The following is a 19,406-nucleotide window of genomic DNA, read 5'->3' on the forward strand; positions in this document are numbered from 1 at the left end:
GCGGTATACCCTCCGCTCACAGCCCGGGGCCAGCAGGGATACCTCAGAAAGGACTGCAAAAATATGAAAGCCCTTACTTACCATGGCCCCCATAAAGTCAGCGTAGACACCATGCCTGATCCGGAGATCCAGGCTTCGGATGATATTATTCTTCGCGTAACCGCTACCGCAATCTGCGGCTCTGATCTCCACCTTTATCGGGGTAAAATTCCGGGAACCCACCATGGCGATATTTTCGGCCACGAATTTATGGGGGAGGTTGTCGAAGCAGGGACGGCGGTGACGGCTGTAAGCAAGGGGGACCGCGTGGTTATACCGTTTGTGATCGCTTGCGGCGACTGTTTCTTCTGCCACCTCAGCCAGTATGCAGCCTGCGAGAATACCAACAGCGGAAAAGGCGCAGCCCTCAATCGCAAGAATATTACCCCGCCGGCAGCGCTGTTTGGCTACAGCGATCTGTATGGTGGGATCCCTGGAGGGCAGGCGGAGTATGTACGCGTGCCCAAAGCGAATACAGGTCCTTTTAAGGTGCCGGACACGCTGTCAGATGAAAAAGTTCTCTTCCTCTCGGATATCCTGCCAACGGCCTGGCAAGCGGTTAAAAATGCCGAGGTGAAGAAAGGTTCAAGCGTTGCCATCTTTGGTGCAGGCCCTGTGGGGCTTTTAAGCGCAGCCTGCGCACGCCTCGAGGGCGCTGAACAGATATTTATGATTGATCACAACGATTACCGGCTGGAGTTTGCCCGGGCTCGTTACGGCGTTATTCCCGTCAACTTTGACAAAGTGGACGATCCTGCGGCGTGGATAATCGAAAATACCCGCGGTAAACGGGGCGTGGATGCCGTTATAGATGCGGTAGGCTTTGAAGCGAAAGGAAGCATGACTGAAACCATCCTCACTAACCTGAAAATTGAAGGGAGCAGTGGCAAAGCGCTGCGTCAGTGTATTGCCGCGGTGCGCCGGGGCGGAACGGTAAGCGTGCCTGGCGTCTATGCAGGATTCATTCATGGCTTTCTGTTTGGCGACGCCTTTGATAAGGGATTAACCTTTAAGATGGGGCAAACGCACGTGCATGCTTACCTGCCGGATCTTCTTGCCCTGATTGAACAGGGACATCTTAAGCCTGAGGAGATCGTTACTCATCACCTTCCACTTGAGGATGCCGCCCGTGGGTATGAGATATTTGAGAAAAGGCAGGAAGAATGCCGGAAAGTGATACTCGTGCCGGGAATGCCTGCCGCCAGCGCAACGCTATGAATTGAACAGGAACGTCTCCCCGCTGCAGGTTTAGCGGGGACTGACCCTCTTATTCTGCTCCCCAGGTTAAGTTTGACGATGTCTATGTCAGGAGCCTACTTAATTAATCTCCGCGAATCAGAATGTTATTATTGGTATAAATGAAACCATTTTAAATCATTAATCATAAATTAACGAAGCGTGAGATATTTGATGATTAACCACCTCTGATTTTTCGAAAAATTATTTGCACATCCTGTATTGGTTGCTAATATTTACTCTGCAGAACGCGCACCGGGCTGCTATCTGAAAAAGATGGTGTATTCAGGCTGGTGTTAAATTCTAACACGAAGAGGATATTATTATGACTCAGCATCGTGGCAATTCCGGCAACTTTGCCGAAGACCGTGAAAAAGCTTCTGAAGCCGGTAAAAAAGGCGGACAGCACCGTGGCGGTAACTTCCAGAACGACCGTGAAAAGGCTTCTGAAGCCGGTAAGAAAGGTGGACAGAACAGCCACCGCAGCTAGGCGGTAACGCAAGGGAATGCTGCACAGTGGCCCTTGGCTGCTAAACAAGAGCCTGCCTCACCGGATGGTGAGGCAGGCTTAAAATATTTACTGAAACACTTTTTCATCTTGCCTGCAATTTACAGGAATTGTATTTCCCACCACTTAAGATTATTCCCAATCAATTCTTTTTTCCCTTTTTATCTTCCGCATTTCAAATAGTAATCTAAGATTTACCTTGATGCTAAATAATATTCAAACATGATGCCCCTACATCTACGGAGAACATTATGACGATTAAAACGCTGGAAGATTTATTTATTCATGATCTGTCAGATATCTACAGTGCTGAAAAGCAAATCACCCGTGCTCTGCCGAAAATGGCCAGAGCTGCCTCGGATGAAAAGCTGATTGCGGCGTTTGAGCAGCACCTTGAAGAAACCCGCGGACAGATTGAGCGAATCGATCAGCTGGTTGAGAGTACTGAAGGCGTGAAGATAAAACGCATGAAGTGTCATGCCTTAGAGGGCCTTGCAGAAGAAGCGCAGGAAATAATCGATTCGGTTGAGGCGGGACCCGTACGGGATGCCGGGCTGATAGGTGCCGCTCAGAAGGTTGAGCACTATGAAATTGCCACCTACGGGACGCTGCATGCACTGGCCACCAAGCTTGGATATAAGGAAGCGGCGCGCCTGCTGGCAGAAACGCTTAAGGAAGAAAAAGCGACTGACGAAAAGCTGACCATCATTGCGGACCAGCAATAGTCCGTCAGCGCCAGCATTACCGCATTTCGCGCTTTCACGCTTGTAGCAATGACAACAAACGCTCGAAGCGCATACGAGAAGGGCTACGGTAAATAATCAGGTCCCAGGCCCTGAACCCGGTGTCAGTTTTGAACGGGGAACATAGTTAACCTGAGAGGTATTCCATGACGAATGAAGAGAACTATCTGGCCTGGGTGAAAGATGCCCATGCGATGGAAAAGCAGGCGGAAAGCATGCTTGAAAAAATGTCCGGCCGGCTTGAGCATTATCCAGACTTAAAGGCGCGTATCGATCAGCATATTGAAGAAACGCGTGAACAGCAGGCCCTCGTCCAGTCTGTTATTGAACGCTATGACACATCTAGCTCTACCCTTAAGGATGCGATGGGTAAACTGTCGGCTATGGGACAGGCTATGGGCGGCATGATGGCTGATGATGAAGTAGTAAAAGGCGCCATCAGCGGCTACGTTTTTGAGAACCTTGAAATCGGTAGCTATACGTCGCTCATTGCTGCCGCAAAACTTGTTGGTGATGCCGAGGGCGTACGCATCTTTACTCAAATCCGCGAGCAGGAGATTGCCATGGCCGAATGGTGCCTGCAGCACCTGCCTGACGTGACGGAGCAATTTATGATCCGCTCTGCCACGCCCGGTGTGGAAGCAAAAAAATAATCCTGTGTTCTTCTGCCCGCTCAAGGCGGGCATTTTTTCGTCCGTAACATACCGGTTAACAGGAGTGAGCAATGTTCAGACATGTAAAACAACTGCAGTACACGGTACGCGTTGCGGGGCCTAACCCGGGGCTCGCTAATTTATTACTTGAGCAGTTTGGCGGCCCTCAGGGCGAACTGGCCGCGGCATGCCGCTACTTTACTCAGGGGCTGAGCGATGAAGATCCTGGACGCAAGGACATGCTGATGGATATAGCCACGGAAGAACTGAGTCATCTGGAGATCATCGGTTCGCTGGTAGGTATGCTCAATAAGGGTGCAAAAGGTGACCTCGCTGAAGGCACGGAAAAAGAGGGCGATTTGTACAGAACCATTACCGGCAACGGTAATGACAGTCATCTGACCTCTCTGCTCTATGGTGGTGGCCCCGCCTTAACGAATTCTGCCGGCGTTCCCTGGACCGCCGCCTACGTCGATACCATTGGTGAAGTCACGGCCGACCTACGTTCCAACATTGCAGCAGAGGCGCGCGCCAAAATTCTGTATGAACGCCTCATCAATATGACCGACGATCCCGGGGTGAAGGACGCGCTGGGATTTCTGATGACCCGGGAAGTCGCGCATCAGATTTCCTTCGAAAAGGCGCTTTACTCCATTCAGAATAACTTCCCGCCAGGGAAACTCCCGCCGATTGAAAAATATGCCAGCGTCTATTACAACATGTCCGAAGGCGGTGAGTTCAGGGGAAGCTGGAACTCTGACGAAAACTTCACCTATGTAGCCGATCCATCACCCGCGGTAGATGGCGGCGACGGAACAGCAAGCGTCAAACTGCCCGCAGGGCAACAGGCAGCAGTTGAAGCGCTGGCGGCACGAACGGCTTCCGATCGGCAGGTAAATCCAGTAACGGGAACCGATTTAGGAGCCGTCCCGCCGATTGAAAATGAAGCCGCATCTCAGCGTCCTGTAAAAAAGCCGCCTAAAAAATAGAAGTGTGTTCTCCAACATGACTGATAAAGGATAATGAATGTTAAATTCCATCAGGTATTTTTTTAGCAGTCCTGAAAAGCTCCTTTCCGGTCTTTCACGAAGTGATATTGATGATCTGTACGAAGAGGGGGAACGCGTCATCATTAATGAAGATGGAGGTGCCTCAGTTAATACATTGTGCAGGGATGTACAGGAAGATTTTGCCCGTCATGTCGCCACGCTTCGTAACATCTGTACAGGATATATTCGCGGATGAAACGTTGGCTAAGGCGCAAAGATCATGTAAGGGATGCCGGAAAAGTGCCTGTATGATTATCTGAAGATTGGATGAGTAAACTTACTGAAGCTCAGTTTCAGCCTCCCTCGCCGGAGGTTTTTTTTTGCAAACAATCTTAGACAGCGAGCGCTTATAAAGGCAAGCACACATTTCCTGTGGTTATGAGCGAGTATGGCTAATCACGTTAGAATGCTTATCGGCAGCAAATTATCCGGTCAATTAACCGTATAGGGGATATTTTTTTCACTATGCCGGCTGCTGGAATGTTTATACTCGTCATTATCTCCTAATCACTGAAGCCTTAAAGATAAGTATGGGTAAAGATCATTCGGGGCTATGTGCGTTGTCCTTCTTGCCAGAAAAGGCAGTAGCCTGGCACTAGCTTATCCGCTACATAACGGTTCGTAAATGCAGCTGAGTCTGGTTGATGAAATGGCATTTTACATGCAGTCTGGGATCAGCACGTTAGTGAATGATTTTTTCAGTCTGGTGTATAGGTTCAAAACGCTTGGAGACAGTTTTGCTGGCTGCTAACGGAATAATAAACCTGCTCAGATCATTGATTGCACAACTGAAAGCGGCTTTACGTGTATCACATTTCTCAACGGTCGCCATCTGGTGAAGTTCATTAAGGAGGTTCGGCAGGCTTAGACCGTTTTTTTCGCTAATAAGGATAAGCGTGGCTTCACCAATCAGATGATCAATCAGGCTTTGGCTAACTGGTTTAAACATTTCTACATACCCTGTTGTATAAAAATTCAGTATTATTAACGTGTTAATAAAAAAGAGCCGCGGAAAAATGAATTTTATAAATACCTGTCTGCAAGCCAAGCCATCAGCAGAAAAAATATAGCGGCAGCAAAAAGTATAGCTTCAATGACATTTAATTTGATTGGTTACCTCATTAAAAAATTAAGAAAAAATGAAAGCTGAAAGCATAATTTTTAAAATTAATTTTGAAAGGGCATGATGCATAGTAAACAGGAGTTATACAAAAGTTGCATTCAATTGGCAAGTTTATCATGAGAGCAGCATCCTGTTAGATCTAACGTTAGTAAGGTGGTGAGACACAGCTTAGAGGCAGATTTTTCTGATGGCCCTGAATGCGATCGAAAAAACACATCGGCCTCAAAAAAGATGTTAACCCACCGCAGGCGATCAATCAGTATGAAGATGGTATGGCGGGTTCTGAAAATCTCAATGCCGGTCGCCAGTCCTATGGGTGCGTCATGAATTTCTCCGGGAAGCAGTATCACCCATGCTTTTTGTGGATAATCTGTTTTATAGCGGTGGTTCAGGCCGGGTGAGAGCGGTTCTTCCTCAACGAGAGACATGAGCTAATGGTTTAGCATGCATAGATTGGTTCAAAGCATGCCAATATTTCATTATACCTTCCGATATGGCGTCATAATAAATAAAGTTCTTTTTAAACAATGCGTTAATGTCATTCAGGCTAAACCACTTATATCATTTTATTTTTAGTATGTTTTGTCAGAGATAGGCTTATTGGCAGGCCAGTGAGCAAAAAAACCGGTTATATCTGTCACTCATTCTCCTCCCGGCACTTCTGCTCTGGGACTGTCCCGAAGTATGTGTGAATAACCGGTGCGTCACTTTCTGCTAAAGCCACTAACCTTCTTACTTCATGTTGGTTTTGATTGGTGTCCAACTCGGAGGCGTTGTGCCGCTTCCTGCAAGACAGACTTTGTGGAGAGATCGCGAGATCTGGATTTCACCCTCTCAAGTTCATAGAGAATATTTTCATGGCTCACCGGAAGGCCTCTTTCAATTAAGTCACTTACCGCCTTACCAATAGCAAGCTCAATTAATTTATGACGTGCTTTCTGATCTGTGTTCATACTGTTCGTTCATGCCTGTCTTGAAAACTGATGTTTATAACGTTGTGGGGATTACCGAAACGCCTATAACCAAAAAAGTGTTATCTGCCGACAGCCGTTTCATCATGTCGTTTCGGTTTAAGCTGTTAATTATCTTATCTGGTGAAGTATTGCGTTTGTATCATAACGCGAATAATTTGCGTTGATCGATGATTATATAGCCATAAGCCGGTTGCTTACTGTCAAAACTAAGTTTTAAGAAGTGTTAAATTATGACCATGTATTTTACATAGATGGGCCAAGTTGTAAATGAGCCGCGACGCAACTTTTAGGAATTCATTAACGTATTATTTAAATATTCCGTTCCGCTTTTTCACCAGACTAAGCATTACAGGGTAAAAGCAGACTTTCACAAAGCGGTTGTTCGCTCAGCTCCCTGCCGATTGAAATGTACTGGCAATACAGGTTTAAAATTCACGCTCAAGACTTAGAACGAAAGGATAAAATTTGCTTCGCTTAAAGTGGGCTCAGAATAATCTTAATTAGAGTCAATTCAGTGATATTATATCAAGACTTTAATGCAGGGGCGTTAAGTATTGCTAATCTCTTTAAAGAGCTGACAGAGATAAGCAAAGCTGCAAAAAATCCAGCTCAAAAGTGCTTCCCTGTGTTGTCATTTATATGGCTCCCGCTCCGGCGGGATTTTTTTTTTAAAATTCCAAAAAATCTTGCTACGGCGAAAGACGCTTCTCACTATTCCTTCAAAGGGATTTTAAGAAAGCGAATGTTCTTAACTGCATGTATTTTCATGCTAAAAATGAAATTTATCCTGATTCAGAGCTGCAGAGTTACCCGTTTTCAAGAGTTCAGTAAACCCTGTAGTTCATTGATACTGAATAACGTTGCCTTTATGACCACTTCTTCACTATTACCTGAGAACATTTGTCGGGATGTCAGAACGCTGTCATCCTTAAGGCACCAGGCAAACCAGACTGTTCCCGCGGGTGTTCCATCAGCGCCACCTGCTGGACCGGCATAACCGCTCACGGCAATTCCGATATCGTCACCTGACAGACGCTTAGCTCCGCAGGCCATCTCTTTAACCGCAGCTTCGCTAACGGCTGAATGATGCCGTAGGGTTTCTTCCGTAACAGCAAGAACCCGGTGTTTTGCCTGGTCGGTATAAGTTATGAATCCACTGCTATAAAAAGCGCTGCTGTCTTTCACAGCGGCCAGCGCTGCGCCAACCCATCCGGACGTACAAGATTCTGCTGTAGTAATAGTCAGCCTTTTAGTTTTCAGCGTTGTACCTAATTTTTCGGCGGCAATCTTTAGTTGGTTATTCATAGCGTGAGTCCTGAATAATAATGATGCTTAAATTATATCTAGAAAAGCGCGAAGTTTACGATTACTGCAGGCATGTCGTACCACCCAGGAGATATTTTACCTCCTCCCGATTTAGTCCTGGTGCCGCCTAAAAATTATGCATTTCATTAAGTGTATCTGCTTTCATTAGCAAATGGTCACCTCTTCATTACAGCCTTTGCTTCGTTGTGTTGCAATGGTTCACAATCAACCTTGTTTACCCAGAGTTTGCCGGAATATTCACTAAAACCCACCTCAGCCATCAAACCGATACAGAGATACATCAGTTGCACCTCCAAACGCGCCTAAGTGGAGACATGCACTTGTTGACAAAGAACGTGAGAACGCAGACGAAGTTTCTTCTGAATTTTAAACCCATGTCTATGGCATACAGTTGAAAAACATTCTTTTAATTTCCCCTGGAAAGTTATCGGGAGGCTCCGGTTGCGGGTCTGCTTCGTTTACTACCAGAAGCCGAATGTAACCAACCTCTCCTGACTCATACCCATTGGCTATCCTTTATGTTCGCAGCATCCTTTAAGGGGAAAGTAACGATGAAAATGAAAACCAGTGACTTTTTTGTTCAGCGCCTGAAAGAGTGGGGCGTGACGCGCATTTACGGCTATCCTGGCGACGGCATTAATGGCGTACTTGGCGCTATTCAACGCGCCGATAAAAAAGGGGAGGGTATTGAGTTTATTCAGGTTCGCCATGAAGAAATGGCTGCGTTTATGGCTGCAGGCCATGCAAAATTTACCGGAGAGATTGGTGTTTGTTTGTCCACGGGAGGGCCCGGGGCAACCCATCTGCTGACGGGACTGTATGATGCAAAAATGGATCATGCCCCCGTATTAGCGATTGCTGGTCAGGCAGAATCAACCGCCCGAGGGGCGAGTTATCAGCAGGAAATGAATCTGGACCGGATTTTTTCAGATGTGGCTAATTTCGTGCAGGAAGCGGCGTCTCCCGCTCAGGTGCGTCATCTGATCGACCGGGGTGTGCGTATTGCTAAAGCGCAGAATGGTGTGGCTGTCCTCATCATCCCAAAAGATATCCAGGATGAAGAATGGCAGCCGCCACAACACCTCCATGGCTTTACGCATTCAGGAAGTGGTTATCAGCGCCCTAAAGTGATCCCCTATGAGGCCGATCTGGCGCGCGCAGCAGAGATACTGAACGCAGGTAAAAAGGTCGCGATCCTTATAGGTTCAGGCGCGCGGAATGCCGCGGTAGAAGTGGTACAGGCGGCAAATATCCTGGGTGCAGGCGTGGCCAAAGCCCTGCTCGGAAAAGATGTACTGCCGGACGATGCGCCTTTTGTTACGGGCTCAATTGGTCTGCTGGGCACAAAACCCTCGTGGGAACTTATGCAAAACTGCGACACGCTGCTCATGATCGGTAGCGGATTCCCCTGGACGGAGTTTCTGCCAGAAGAAGGCCAGGCGCGGGCCGTCCAGATTGATATCGATCCCGCCATGCTCGGACTGCGCTATCCCTGTGAGGTCAATCTCCATGGTGATGCAACAGAAACCCTTCGTGCATTATTGCCTTTGCTCACGCATAAAGAAGACCGTAGCTGGCAGGAGGATATTGCTGTACAGATTCAGGCGTGGTGGAAGCAGATGGAGGAACGCGCCCTTGCGCCGGCAAACCCTGTAAATCCTCAACGGGTAGTGTGGGAAATGTCACCGCAGCTACCTGACAATGCAATCGTGACGTCGGACTCGGGCTCCTGCGCTAACTGGTTCGCTCGCGACTATCGCGTTAAACAGGGGCAACGTGCCACGCTTTCAGGCGGACTCGCCTGTATGGGAGCCGCGGTTCCTTATGCCATAGCGGCGAAGTTCGCGCATCCGGAACGGCCGGTGGTTGCTCTGGTGGGGGATGGCGCCATGCAGATGAATAATATGGCGGAGCTGATCACTATACAGAAATACTGGAAGCAGTGGTCTGACGGGCGCCTGATTGTATGCGTGTTCAATAATCAGGATCTGAATCAGGTGACATGGGAGCAGCGCGTAATGGAAGGTAATCCGCGTTTTGATGCCACACAACAGCTACCGGATGTAAAATACGCAGAATTTGCAGCCTCTCTGGGGCTGACAGGCATTTACGTTGATAACCCTGAGCAAATTGCCAGTGCATGGCAGCGCGCGTTGAGCGCAGATCGTCCGGTTGTCCTCGAAGTTAAAACTGATCCAGAAATAGCACCGCTTCCGCCCCACATTACTTTTCAGCAGGCGAAAGCCTTTATGTCATCCATGGCAAAAGGTGACCGCGGGGCATCACAGGTGATAAAAGATACAGCCAGTCAGCTCTTTTCAAAGAAGAGTAATTAAGATAGGTAGCATGTTCAGAAGCCAGGCCTCTGAACATGCTAATGCAGATACTCATTTCCTCGGTCATTCATGCTCGCTTGGCTCCATCAAGCCATCCTCACGCTCCAGGGTCTCAATAATTATGAATCCGTCACTCCCGCATTCGCGTCATCTCCGATCCTCTATTAGGGTTAAAGAATGACAATGTTGAAGGGAAAGACGATGACTCAGGAATCCATGACTAATGAGCTGGAACTGCTGGATAAATACTGGCGCGCTGCGAATTATCTTTCGGTGGGGCAGATTTATCTGATGAGCAACCCGCTATTGCGCTCCCCCCTTCTGCCTGAGCACATTAAACCCAGATTGCTGGGTCATTGGGGAACCACCCCTGGTCTGAACTTCATCTACGCCCATCTGAACCGAATTATCCGTCAGCGCGATGTGGATTTGCTGTATGTCTGTGGCCCGGGCCACGGTGGGCCTGGGATGGTTGCAAACACCTGGCTTGAGGGAAGCTACAGTGAAGTTTACCCCCACATCAGTGAAGACGAAGCCGGAATGCAGCGTCTTTTCAAACAGTTTTCGTTCCCCGGCGGTATACCCAGTCATGCAGCGCCTGAGACTCCAGGCTCCATTAATGAGGGGGGAGAGCTGGGATATTCGCTGTCACATGCTTTCGGAGCGGCTTTCGATCACCCAGACCTTATCGTGCCCTGTGTTATAGGCGACGGAGAAGCAGAAACCGGCCCGCTGGCGGCTAGCTGGCACGGTATTAAGTTCCTCAATGCCAGGCGTGATGGGGCTGTATTACCCATTCTGCATCTTAACGGTTATAAAATCGCCAACCCCACCATCCTTGGACGCAGCAGTGATGAGGACCTGAAGCAACTCTTCAGCGGCTATGGCTATGAACCACTATTTGTCTGCGGCCATGAACCTGCCGATATGCACAGGCAAATGGCAAAGGCGCTGGATCTGGCTTTCACAAGCATTGCTGAATTTCAGGATCAAGCGCGCGACGGGAGTGCAACTGCGGCCGTTCCCCGATGGCCCATGATTGTCTTGCGCAGTCCTAAAGGATGGACCGGGCCGCAGGAAGTTGATGGAAAAAAAGTGGAGGACTTCTGGCGCGCGCATCAGGTACCCGTTGCTGCGTGCAGGGAGGACGAATCGCATCGTCTGATACTTGAAAAATGGATGCGCAGTTATCAGCCAGAGGAATTGTTCGACATCAGTGGCAGGCTTAAACCCGAGCTGGGGGCGCTTGTACCCGTGGGCAACAAACGTATGGGATCGTCTCCTTATGCAAATGGAGGGCGTCTGCGACGCGAGCTCAGGACTCCCGACATCCATGATTTTGCGCTTGAGATTGGTCAACCCGGTAGCACCAGTGGTCAGGCGACTGAACAGTTTGGCCGTTATCTTAGCGAGATTTTCAGACGCAACCACGATAACTTTCGCCTGTTTGGCCCGGATGAAACGGCTTCAAACCGACTCTCACCGGTCTTCGATGTCACAGACCGTACCTGGATGGAATCTCTCAAAGATTATGATGAACAACTAGGCCGTAATGGACGGGTGATGGAAATTCTTAGTGAACATCAGTGTCAGGGATGGCTCGAAGGTTACCTGCTTACTGGCCGCCACGGACTGTTTAACTGCTATGAAGCCTTTATCCATATTGTGGATTCAATGTTTAATCAGCACGCGAAATGGCTTAAAGTGGCGCGCAAACTGGGCTGGCGGAAGCCTGTTTCATCACTCAATTACCTGCTCTCTTCCCACGTCTGGCGACAGGATCATAACGGTTACAGCCATCAGGATCCGGGCTTTATCGATCACGTCGCCAATAAAAAAGCCGATATAGTACGAATTTATCTTCCGCCGGATGCCAACACGCTTCTGTGGGTGGGCGATCATTGTCTGCGTACCTGGGACCGCATCAATGTGATTGTGGCCGGTAAGCAGCCTTCGCCTCAGTGGCTGGATATGGACAGCGCGATTGCTCACTGTGAAGCAGGAATGGGAGTATGGGAATGGGCCAGCAGCGCGGGTGAACCCGATGTCATTATGGCGTGTGCTGGCGATGTACCAACAATGGAAACGTTGGCAGCAGTCGATTTATTACGCGCCTATCTGCCTGACTTACGCATTCGCGTTGTGAATGTCGTTGATCTGCTTGCAATGCAGACACAGGAACAACATCCACATGGCAAATCGGAGGCTGAATTTGATGCCTTATTTACCTGCGACAAGCCGGTGATCTTTGCTTTCCACGGTTATCCCAGCTTAATTCACCGACTCACTTATCAGCGTAACAATCATCGAAACTTCCATGTGCATGGATTCAATGAAGAAGGGACTACAACCACACCTTTCGATATGACCGTGCTGAACGAACTGGATCGCTATCATCTGGTACAGGCAGCGATAATTCATGTGCCGGGGCTGGCTGACCACCATCCAGAACTGCTTGACGATCTTCAGGAACGTATTGCTGAACATCATCGATATGTCCGGGAGAATGGGGACGATCTGCCTGAAGTAAAAAACTGGACATGGGCGGGGACTGAATAGATTAATTGGAATAGACGTATCCGCATACGAGTAGGGGGTAAATCTCACAGTCAGTGATTATGCCTTAATAAGACTAGCTATCCGTAATACCGGGCAGGAAATACTATGAGCTTGAAAATACAAAAGCGCATTAAGGTGCTTTGTTGTTTATTATCAATGAATTAAAAAAGTCTGCAAAATCATAACTATGCTAAGTATGTTCATGTTTTATTTGTATTTATGTTTGGGAATAATAATCAACAGGAATAAATCGATCCTATGCGGATCCGTTCCGGCTTTTTCCCGTATACGGAAAATAACCTTGGCGGCGCGAATTAAACAGCGGGGTGCGCGCGCGTTTAAGGCCCCGATCGCCGCGTAACTCGCTGACGCAGAAGGAAAGAGTGGAAAAAAGGCGGGGCAGGTGGCGGACCAGGCACTCCTGGCTGAATGCCTGGCGCAGGAAAGATAACGTGAAAGACGATCCTGTGCCCGCGCCTGAGAAAGAAATGCGGCCCCCCTCCAGGAAGGTTTACTGAACATTGCGCGTTACATTGAAAATGTGTTCACCACGAATACAGTGGCCACCCGGAAAATGAAGGCAGCGGGTGAACGTGACGCAGAGAGAATGACATCAGGCGAGAGAAAAAAACGCATGACGATATTTCCCGGACCGCAGGCATATTATGCCGCGGTCCGGGACCGATGCGGAAAATTATTTTACCGGATGTTCACAGGATAATTTCTTTTTCGTCTGACCAGGCCATGGCATCCACAATACCAGACCACGCTACCGGCCTCGCCAGCGGATAATTAATTATGTTCATACCATTAATGAGGTATATATCACAGGTTTTTGCAGACGCGTCTACTTTAATAATGCGCACCATTTTCCGGGCAAGCCGCTGCCATTCTCTGCGCTCTCCGATATTTATCCAGTTTTCAGGGATTGCTGCTCTGATATTTTTCTCACCGTCTGACAATGTCATCTCTCTTTCAAGCTGCCTGATTTCAGCCGACAGCGCTTTTGCCCGCATGCTCAGCTCGGCCACATCCTGTGCGTGTTCAATGGCCGTAATGATGTTCTGGAGCCTGCCGGCCAGCTCATCTCTTCGTGATGCCATAACCGACAGCCGGTCCGCCTCAGACTGTTGGGTAAACATACCGGATGCTCCTTTTAACAGGCCTGATATGAGAAAACGATCGGTTAGATCCCGGCGGAGATAGGCCGACTGACAGCGGTTTTCCCGGCGCATGGCGCAGACATAGTACCCGTAACCTTTCGCCGAGATGCCGGACAGAATAATGGAGTGGCCACACTGTTTACAGCGCATCAGGCTTCTGAATATGTTTATAAGGTAAGGATTGAAATTGCTGTCTTTCCTGCTTTCAGGCTCAAAATTTATCAGCTGGGCGCGCTCAAAATCGTCTTTCTCAATTATTACAGGGTAATAGCCGGGAATTTCGTTAACGCCGGAGACGATGAGGTGCCGGGAAGACTGCAAGACCCCGATGACGGATTTCTTCTTAATCAGGCGCTCGACAGAAGCAGAATGCCACTGGGAGGCTTTGCCTTTGAGGTTCTCAATGCCTCTTTCATTAAGCTCGCGACTGATTCTTCCGTAAGACAGCCCATCCAGGCGTAAGCGAAAAATCTGCCGTATAACCTCTGCCCGGTCTTCCAGTACGTCAAAACCGTCGCGCGCGTCATTAACCCTGAGCCAGTAAGGGCATTTGGTCGTCATCACGCGGCCGCTCTGCGCCGCTTCCCTGCGTTTCTCAGCCCACGCCGCGCGCATACGCTTTGACTTAATCTCGCTTTCTTCATTCGCACGTTGAGCGATCAGGATAGCCCTGATGATGGCAAAGGGATCGTCTAGCGAATCACGAGTATAATGCGTGCTGTCGCTGAGGGTCACGACATCGATCCCAGCCTTGAGAATTGCGTGTAGCCGACCGGTTGCATCGCCGATTTTTTCGCGCGACAACCTGTCCAGGCTTTCGATAAGCAGCACGCTGCCGCTTTCTATGAGGTTACGCTGCACTGCCTCCATGAACGCGGAAAAGGCGCCCCGGGCAGCATGCTCACCGCGCCAGGCACTGAGGCCGAGGTCCTCAAACGTCACCGGATCGAGGTAGTAGTCAGTGTGTTGTTTCAGCCATTCATCAATTAGTCTTTTCTGCCTGCGGACGGAGTCGCCCTGAAGCTGTGTCAGTGAGGAAAAACGCAGATAGGCAATCGCCCTTTTCATAACGATCTCCACAGCGAGCATTAATATGTGAGGGCATCTGCATGCAAGATTGCCGTTCTGTTGCGTTGAGATACGCATAAGGTCATCGGAAGCAATATAGCAAAACGTTAGGCCGGAAATGCCTGGTGAGTTCAATTTCTGGATTTTTTCAGTCCTATAGCGGCCTTAGTTACCCATTAGACTTAGGTCATAACTGAGTTACGAGTAGATTTTAAAACGTCAATCGACTCCCGGCAGGTAAGAGCATACTTAACAGAAATATCCTGAATGTTGCTTCAGGAGAGTATCAGCCTCATGAAGTAGTTGCTGGTGCCTTGTGTTCGGCGGACAACATTATCAGCGATAAGGTGGCAAAGGATAACGGAAAATAATTGTACTATTTTCTTATTTGAGACATTTTAATAATTGATGAGGTATTGTTTCGTCTGTTTACCTGCGTCGAAATACTTAAGTAACTTTTTCCGCATGCCATACTGGCCATCCTAAAGACCAATAATTCACTGTTAGCGGCACAGGTACATTAGCGGACTTATTGAGATGATGAGCCCGGCCAGCTAGGGCGAAGATGGATTGGAGTGGTTGATATCTCAGACTGCATGGTAATACCAGCTTGGATGAGGCTTTTGAGGCATTATATTCGATAAGTCTGAATAATTCCGTGAAACTGAGGATTTATTGCTGAGCCAGCGCGTTTTGTGGATAAATATACATATCTTGAACTCGCCTGCTGAATTAATTGGAATTTATACATGAAAATTGAATTTATTACTGATAGCTCCGGTAAACGTAAAGCGGCAATCGTACCCATTGAATTATTCGAAAAACTCATCAGCGACAACTGGCTTCCTGAACTCTGGGATTCAGTCCCTCACCCGGCAGGTCTTAATGAGGAATCGAAGGTTCCTGGCATAGTAATGAACATCTCAATTGAAAAAGGCGTCACACTTCGTGCTGCGTGGCGTCTTTACCGCAATCTAACTCAGTTACAGGTTGCTGAGGCGATGGGTATTACACAGGCTACTGTTTCGGCGATCGAAAGAGGGTCGAAACCTCACTTTTCTACTATTGTAAAGCTGGCCGCGTTGTACGGTTGTGTGCCAGCGCAGTTAACAGATGAATGAGGTAATATGGTACCCGCGCCATCGCAGGCGTTAAAAGCGAGCTGAAGTAATGACTTTGCTACTATGGCTAAGCACACATAATATTAATTATGGAATAAGATCAATAGCTTATTAAGGTGCGCTAAATCATAATTATGTGAAATGTCAATATGTTGGATGTTTTTTAACGATAGGTCACCGCAACGCTCTTTGGTTTAATGTTTGGACTCCAGCTGTAAGCTAAATCGCACTCCCCTCTGCTTCCGAAAACTTTCGGTTTGTCGCATTTTAAACATGTATTTTTCTTAATTAGCTGTTTATTAAGAGATTTATAAACAGCCCTTTCCACAAATTAGTCTTCCGTAAATTCTATTTTTTTTGACGTTTCCGGATCGATACACTGGTCAATACTTAACCACTTATGATGTTATTATAAATAATATCAATAATCTACTCCACTTCAGATTCTGCCTTTTTCCGGACCCTCGCCTGAAAGCACATACACGCATGGGGCAGGTAAATAAAACAAAAAATAAATAATGTAGCGTATTTACTACACTTTAAAGTGTGTATAGCTTTAACCTTAATGAAAATCACAGGGGTAAAAAAATGGCTGCAATTAACATAAAGTTATCTGACATACTGAAGGACCAGGGCGACAGCGTCCTGCGAGAGCATAACCTGAACGCCACGCAGTACATCACGCTCTGCTGGCAGTACCTGGCCCAGCACGGGCGACCGCCATTTAAAACGGAAACGCGCGTCTATACGACCACAGATGCGATCGTCAAGATAGCAGGGCAGTTTGCCGACGCGCTGGGTAAGCTGAAAGCAATCCAGACCGCGCTGGCATCAGAGAACGGACCGGCTCTGGATGAGCTGAAACTGGAATTCTCCCGTCTGAAGGGCGAAATTTTGCTTAACGGCTGGCGGCTGGAGTCGGAGCCCGAAGAAGAAGGCACAGCTTCAGCCACGCGCCACATGCTGCCCCGCGTCAATTTTCAGCTGACCCGTTGCGACTATGCTGTGTCGGGTATCTCCCTGCTGCCGCCCGCAGAGGAAGAAATGGCAAAGTATGAGTCGGCTCTGCAGGATTTTGGCAGCGAGCTCGCGCATATGCAGTCCGTTCTGCGCGAGGCGAACGTGCTGCCACGCCCGGAGCCGGTCCGTGAGTTAGTGTTCCGCGGGCAGCACGTCACGATGGCTATTGTTCAGCCGGATGATTACATGCACGGTGCTTGGGTCGTCAGAATGACCACGAAGTCTGCTTCAGCCGAACACGTGCTGGAAGGCGTACCGCTGCCTTTTCCACAAGCCCGGGGCAGGGTCTTCACGCCAGGCAGCGTTTACGGCGGCCCCGTCCGCAACCCGGAGACACTGCAGTATGAACTGGGTTTCCGGTTCTACAGCGGCTACAGCGAATTCTATATGTATTCAAACGGAAGTACTGAAAGGGAAAACAGTACGTCTCTGGACAGGCTGGCAGAGCAGCTGTCCGGAGTGATAGATAAGGAGATGCGGGCTCATGAAAATGAACGGTCAGGCAGTCAGTAACCATAGGAGAAGGACATGAATAACGAATACGACATTCCGGACCACCTGTTCACCGTTCCTCAGCCACAAAACCGCTGGAGTTTTACACTGGCCGGCCGAATGAGCAGATGCATAGTTAAAATGGAGAAACGTTATGGCAGACGTGATGACCGTTGGACGCTGCTGGGTGTGGAGTTTTGCGAGGGTGTGCCTAGCATCTGGTTTCCGGGCGGAAATGAGGATCCTCCGCGCGGGGATATTACCATCAGGCTCGGGCATGAAACCTTCTTTGACGAAAAGCGTGCGGTTTATCAGCTGGCGCACGAGTGCGTGCACCTGCTTGCGCCCGTCAAGCTTGGTGAAGCAAAGGTCATAGAAGAAGGTCTCGCCACGGCTTTCTCAGAAGATATTATTGAAGAGTGGTTAGGGGAGAAAAATAAGGCGGGTTATACCAAAGATCAGCGCTATCGCGACGCAGCGTCGCACGTACGCCAGCTGCTGCAAGTGGAGCCAGATGCCATTCGTCATCTGCGCGGCGTGGAGCCGGTTTTCAGCAACATGACAGCGGCAACGTTTGCAGATGCCGATCTGGCTCAGGTACCACAACAACTGATTGCGGCCCTGCTGGCCAGTTTCTCCCGGGAAACAGGCGGATCAGTATCATGACGAACAAAATCTACCGTTCAGTGTTCCACATGGGTTCAATGATGGCCGGTTATTTCAGGTACCGGGACGTGTTTCAGATTTATCCCGGACCGGTAAACAACCAGAGCGAACACGGTCAGCCGGTCATTATTGAGTACAATGACCGTTACCGGCTGCCGCCGAAGGACGGGGAAGAAGAACGGACCAATATTTTCGGTGAGGGCTACGGGCATCTCGATTTGCTGCAGGAGATTACAGCCCTGTTACAGCTTATCACCAGCTGCATCACCTGGGTTCCATCAGACGGAATGAGCGTCCGCCCTGGCCCGCAGGAACGGATTGAGGCGTTCAGCACGCCGGATGCGCGTTATCCCTTGCGCTTCAGTGAGGCCCGAATCCTAAATCGGATGAATGCAGGTCCGGAATTTGTGTCCCTGCAGAGTCAGGCTGTGGCTTTACTGGACAACTACTTCGACATGGACACGGACACGCGCGAGCGCATCAATGCGTCTCTTTTTTTGCATCAGAAAATGCGCAGGCTGATACTGAATTCTGCCAGCATGGGCTTTGTCGGCCTGATATCCTCCATTGAAAATCTGGTCTTTTTTGAGGGCGAACGCCAGGGTTTTGTGGTTGAGAAGTGCAAAAATTGCGGTCAGCCACGCTACAGCGTTACCCGGCGCTTCAGGGACTTCATGGAAATTTACTCTGAGGAAAATTTTGTCAGGGAGCATAACGTCCGCGGGTATTACCACACGGAAGAGGAGTTTGTCGGAGAAGCTGCGCAGGAACTTATCAAGCGCTTTTATGAACAGCGCAGCCTAATATCCCACGCCGGCCAGATACTGGAACTGGATCGCTCTCTGTCTGGGTTCTCAATGAAGGAAATCCGGCTGTTGAACGAGGTGGAAACCCTGACCCGCATCGCCCTGTTCAGCTACATTCTCAAATTTAACGACCCGGCTAAAGGCTGCAAGTCCGAAACTGATGACCAAAAATAAGTGGGAAATAAGATGGCTGAAGTCAGGTATGAATCATCACTTAAGCAAACCATTCTGGAAGTGAACAACCCTGAGTCGTTGTGTGATTTTGAGCATGCGCTGCTGGACTACTATGACCAGGCCCCGGATACGGCGCTGGCGCTCCACCGTTCTCTTTTCAGCCTGAAGTCCGAAGCGGCTTTTCAGGCAATGGCCGATGAACTGCGCAGGGCCATGCGGATAAAGCCTTTTGACTGGCCGCTTTTCTGAGAGCCCAGAACGAGAAAAACCATCCCGAGAGATGGCTTTTCCGATACTAACTTAAACGCACGGGTCCGAAGAAGTCCGCGCCTTGATGGTGCTTAATTTAC

18 protein-coding genes are annotated in these 19,406 nt (G+C 48.9%); 13 read left to right on the forward strand and 5 right to left on the reverse strand.

Translation table 11 applies throughout. The annotated features are described in order from the left end of the window. Positions 1–63 precede the first annotated feature (63 nt). The 6 genes from AC6I8K_RS22645 to AC6I8K_RS22670 all read left to right on the forward strand — a co-directional run bounded on the left by AC6I8K_RS22645 (position 64) and on the right by AC6I8K_RS22670 (position 4,424). On the forward strand, positions 64–1,257 hold the full coding sequence (locus AC6I8K_RS22645; RefSeq protein WP_497827692.1) for a zinc-dependent alcohol dehydrogenase: 1,194 nt from the start codon (positions 64–66) through the stop codon (positions 1,255–1,257). A gap of 343 nt (positions 1,258–1,600) precedes the next feature. Continuing rightward, entirely contained in the window at positions 1,601–1,765 is a 165-nt protein-coding gene (locus tag AC6I8K_RS22650) for a con-10 family general stress protein (RefSeq protein WP_323275964.1), read from the forward strand. A 269-nt stretch (positions 1,766–2,034) separates the two neighbouring features. Beyond that, on the forward strand, positions 2,035–2,508 hold the full coding sequence (locus AC6I8K_RS22655; protein WP_483818543.1) for a YciE/YciF ferroxidase family protein: 474 nt from the start codon (positions 2,035–2,037) through the stop codon (positions 2,506–2,508). Positions 2,509–2,672: 164 nt separating this feature from the next. Beyond that, the gene (locus AC6I8K_RS22660) at positions 2,673–3,179 is read left to right on the forward strand and encodes a ferritin-like domain-containing protein (protein ID WP_400459584.1); all 507 of its coding nucleotides are present in this window, start codon (positions 2,673–2,675) and stop codon (positions 3,177–3,179) included. A gap of 71 nt (positions 3,180–3,250) precedes the next feature. Next, entirely contained in the window at positions 3,251–4,168 is a 918-nt protein-coding gene (locus AC6I8K_RS22665; RefSeq protein ID WP_483818544.1) for a manganese catalase family protein, read from the forward strand. 37 nt (positions 4,169–4,205) lie between these two features. Continuing rightward, positions 4,206–4,424 carry a hypothetical protein gene (locus tag AC6I8K_RS22670; RefSeq protein ID WP_497827693.1) on the forward strand — a complete coding sequence of 73 codons (219 nt, stop codon included), beginning with the start codon at positions 4,206–4,208 and terminating at the stop codon, positions 4,422–4,424. A gap of 486 nt (positions 4,425–4,910) precedes the next feature. Here AC6I8K_RS22670 and AC6I8K_RS22675 read toward each other — a convergent pair whose 3' ends face one another. The 4 genes from AC6I8K_RS22675 to AC6I8K_RS22690 all read right to left on the reverse strand — a co-directional run bounded on the left by AC6I8K_RS22675 (position 4,911) and on the right by AC6I8K_RS22690 (position 7,630). Next, entirely contained in the window at positions 4,911–5,177 is a 267-nt protein-coding gene (locus AC6I8K_RS22675) for a hypothetical protein (RefSeq protein ID WP_497827694.1), read from the reverse strand. A gap of 272 nt (positions 5,178–5,449) precedes the next feature. Next, a complete protein-coding gene (locus AC6I8K_RS22680) occupies positions 5,450–5,779 on the reverse strand; it encodes a hypothetical protein (protein ID WP_497827695.1) in 330 nt (109 codons plus the stop codon). Positions 5,780–6,088: 309 nt separating this feature from the next. Further along, positions 6,089–6,304 (reverse strand): hypothetical protein, encoded by a 216-nt coding sequence (locus tag AC6I8K_RS22685; RefSeq protein WP_497827696.1) that lies wholly within the window; start codon positions 6,302–6,304, stop codon positions 6,089–6,091. A gap of 837 nt (positions 6,305–7,141) precedes the next feature. Beyond that, positions 7,142–7,630 (reverse strand): CinA family protein, encoded by a 489-nt coding sequence (locus AC6I8K_RS22690; RefSeq protein ID WP_483818548.1) that lies wholly within the window; start codon positions 7,628–7,630, stop codon positions 7,142–7,144. A gap of 572 nt (positions 7,631–8,202) precedes the next feature. Between AC6I8K_RS22690 and AC6I8K_RS22695 the strand changes: the two genes are divergently transcribed. Together AC6I8K_RS22695 and AC6I8K_RS22700 are read left to right on the forward strand one after the other, a co-directional pair. After that, positions 8,203–9,987, forward strand: a complete 1,785-nt coding sequence (locus AC6I8K_RS22695; RefSeq protein WP_497827697.1) for a thiamine pyrophosphate-requiring protein — start codon at positions 8,203–8,205, stop codon at positions 9,985–9,987. A 201-nt stretch (positions 9,988–10,188) separates the two neighbouring features. After that, on the forward strand, positions 10,189–12,546 hold the full coding sequence (locus tag AC6I8K_RS22700; RefSeq protein WP_497827698.1) for a phosphoketolase family protein: 2,358 nt from the start codon (positions 10,189–10,191) through the stop codon (positions 12,544–12,546). A gap of 710 nt (positions 12,547–13,256) precedes the next feature. On the opposite strand, the gene AC6I8K_RS22705 is transcribed toward AC6I8K_RS22700, so the two are convergent. Continuing rightward, complete coding sequence (locus tag AC6I8K_RS22705) at positions 13,257–14,777, reverse strand: recombinase family protein (RefSeq protein WP_497827699.1); 1,521 nt, start codon at positions 14,775–14,777, stop codon at positions 13,257–13,259. Positions 14,778–15,526: 749 nt separating this feature from the next. Between AC6I8K_RS22705 and AC6I8K_RS22710 the strand changes: the two genes are divergently transcribed. The 5 genes from AC6I8K_RS22710 (at position 15,527) to AC6I8K_RS22730 (ending at position 19,305) form a co-directional block, all read left to right on the forward strand. Beyond that, positions 15,527–15,898: a helix-turn-helix domain-containing protein gene (locus tag AC6I8K_RS22710; RefSeq protein ID WP_049852802.1), complete on the forward strand. Its 372-nt coding sequence runs from the start codon at positions 15,527–15,529 to the stop codon at positions 15,896–15,898. A 588-nt stretch (positions 15,899–16,486) separates the two neighbouring features. Further along, positions 16,487–17,431, forward strand: a complete 945-nt coding sequence (locus tag AC6I8K_RS22715) for a hypothetical protein (protein WP_497827700.1) — start codon at positions 16,487–16,489, stop codon at positions 17,429–17,431. Positions 17,432–17,446: 15 nt separating this feature from the next. Then, complete coding sequence (locus tag AC6I8K_RS22720) at positions 17,447–18,076, forward strand: hypothetical protein (protein WP_497827701.1); 630 nt, start codon at positions 17,447–17,449, stop codon at positions 18,074–18,076. Beyond that, a complete protein-coding gene (locus AC6I8K_RS22725) occupies positions 18,073–19,056 on the forward strand; it encodes a hypothetical protein (RefSeq protein WP_497827702.1) in 984 nt (327 codons plus the stop codon). The genes AC6I8K_RS22720 and AC6I8K_RS22725 overlap by 4 nt, the downstream gene beginning before the upstream one ends. Positions 19,057–19,068: 12 nt before the next feature. Continuing rightward, the gene (locus AC6I8K_RS22730; protein ID WP_497827703.1) at positions 19,069–19,305 is read left to right on the forward strand and encodes a hypothetical protein; all 237 of its coding nucleotides are present in this window, start codon (positions 19,069–19,071) and stop codon (positions 19,303–19,305) included. Positions 19,306–19,406: the final 101 nt, after the last annotated feature.

It is taken from the genome of Pantoea sp. X-Soil-ISGK-421 (assembly GCF_059730785.1).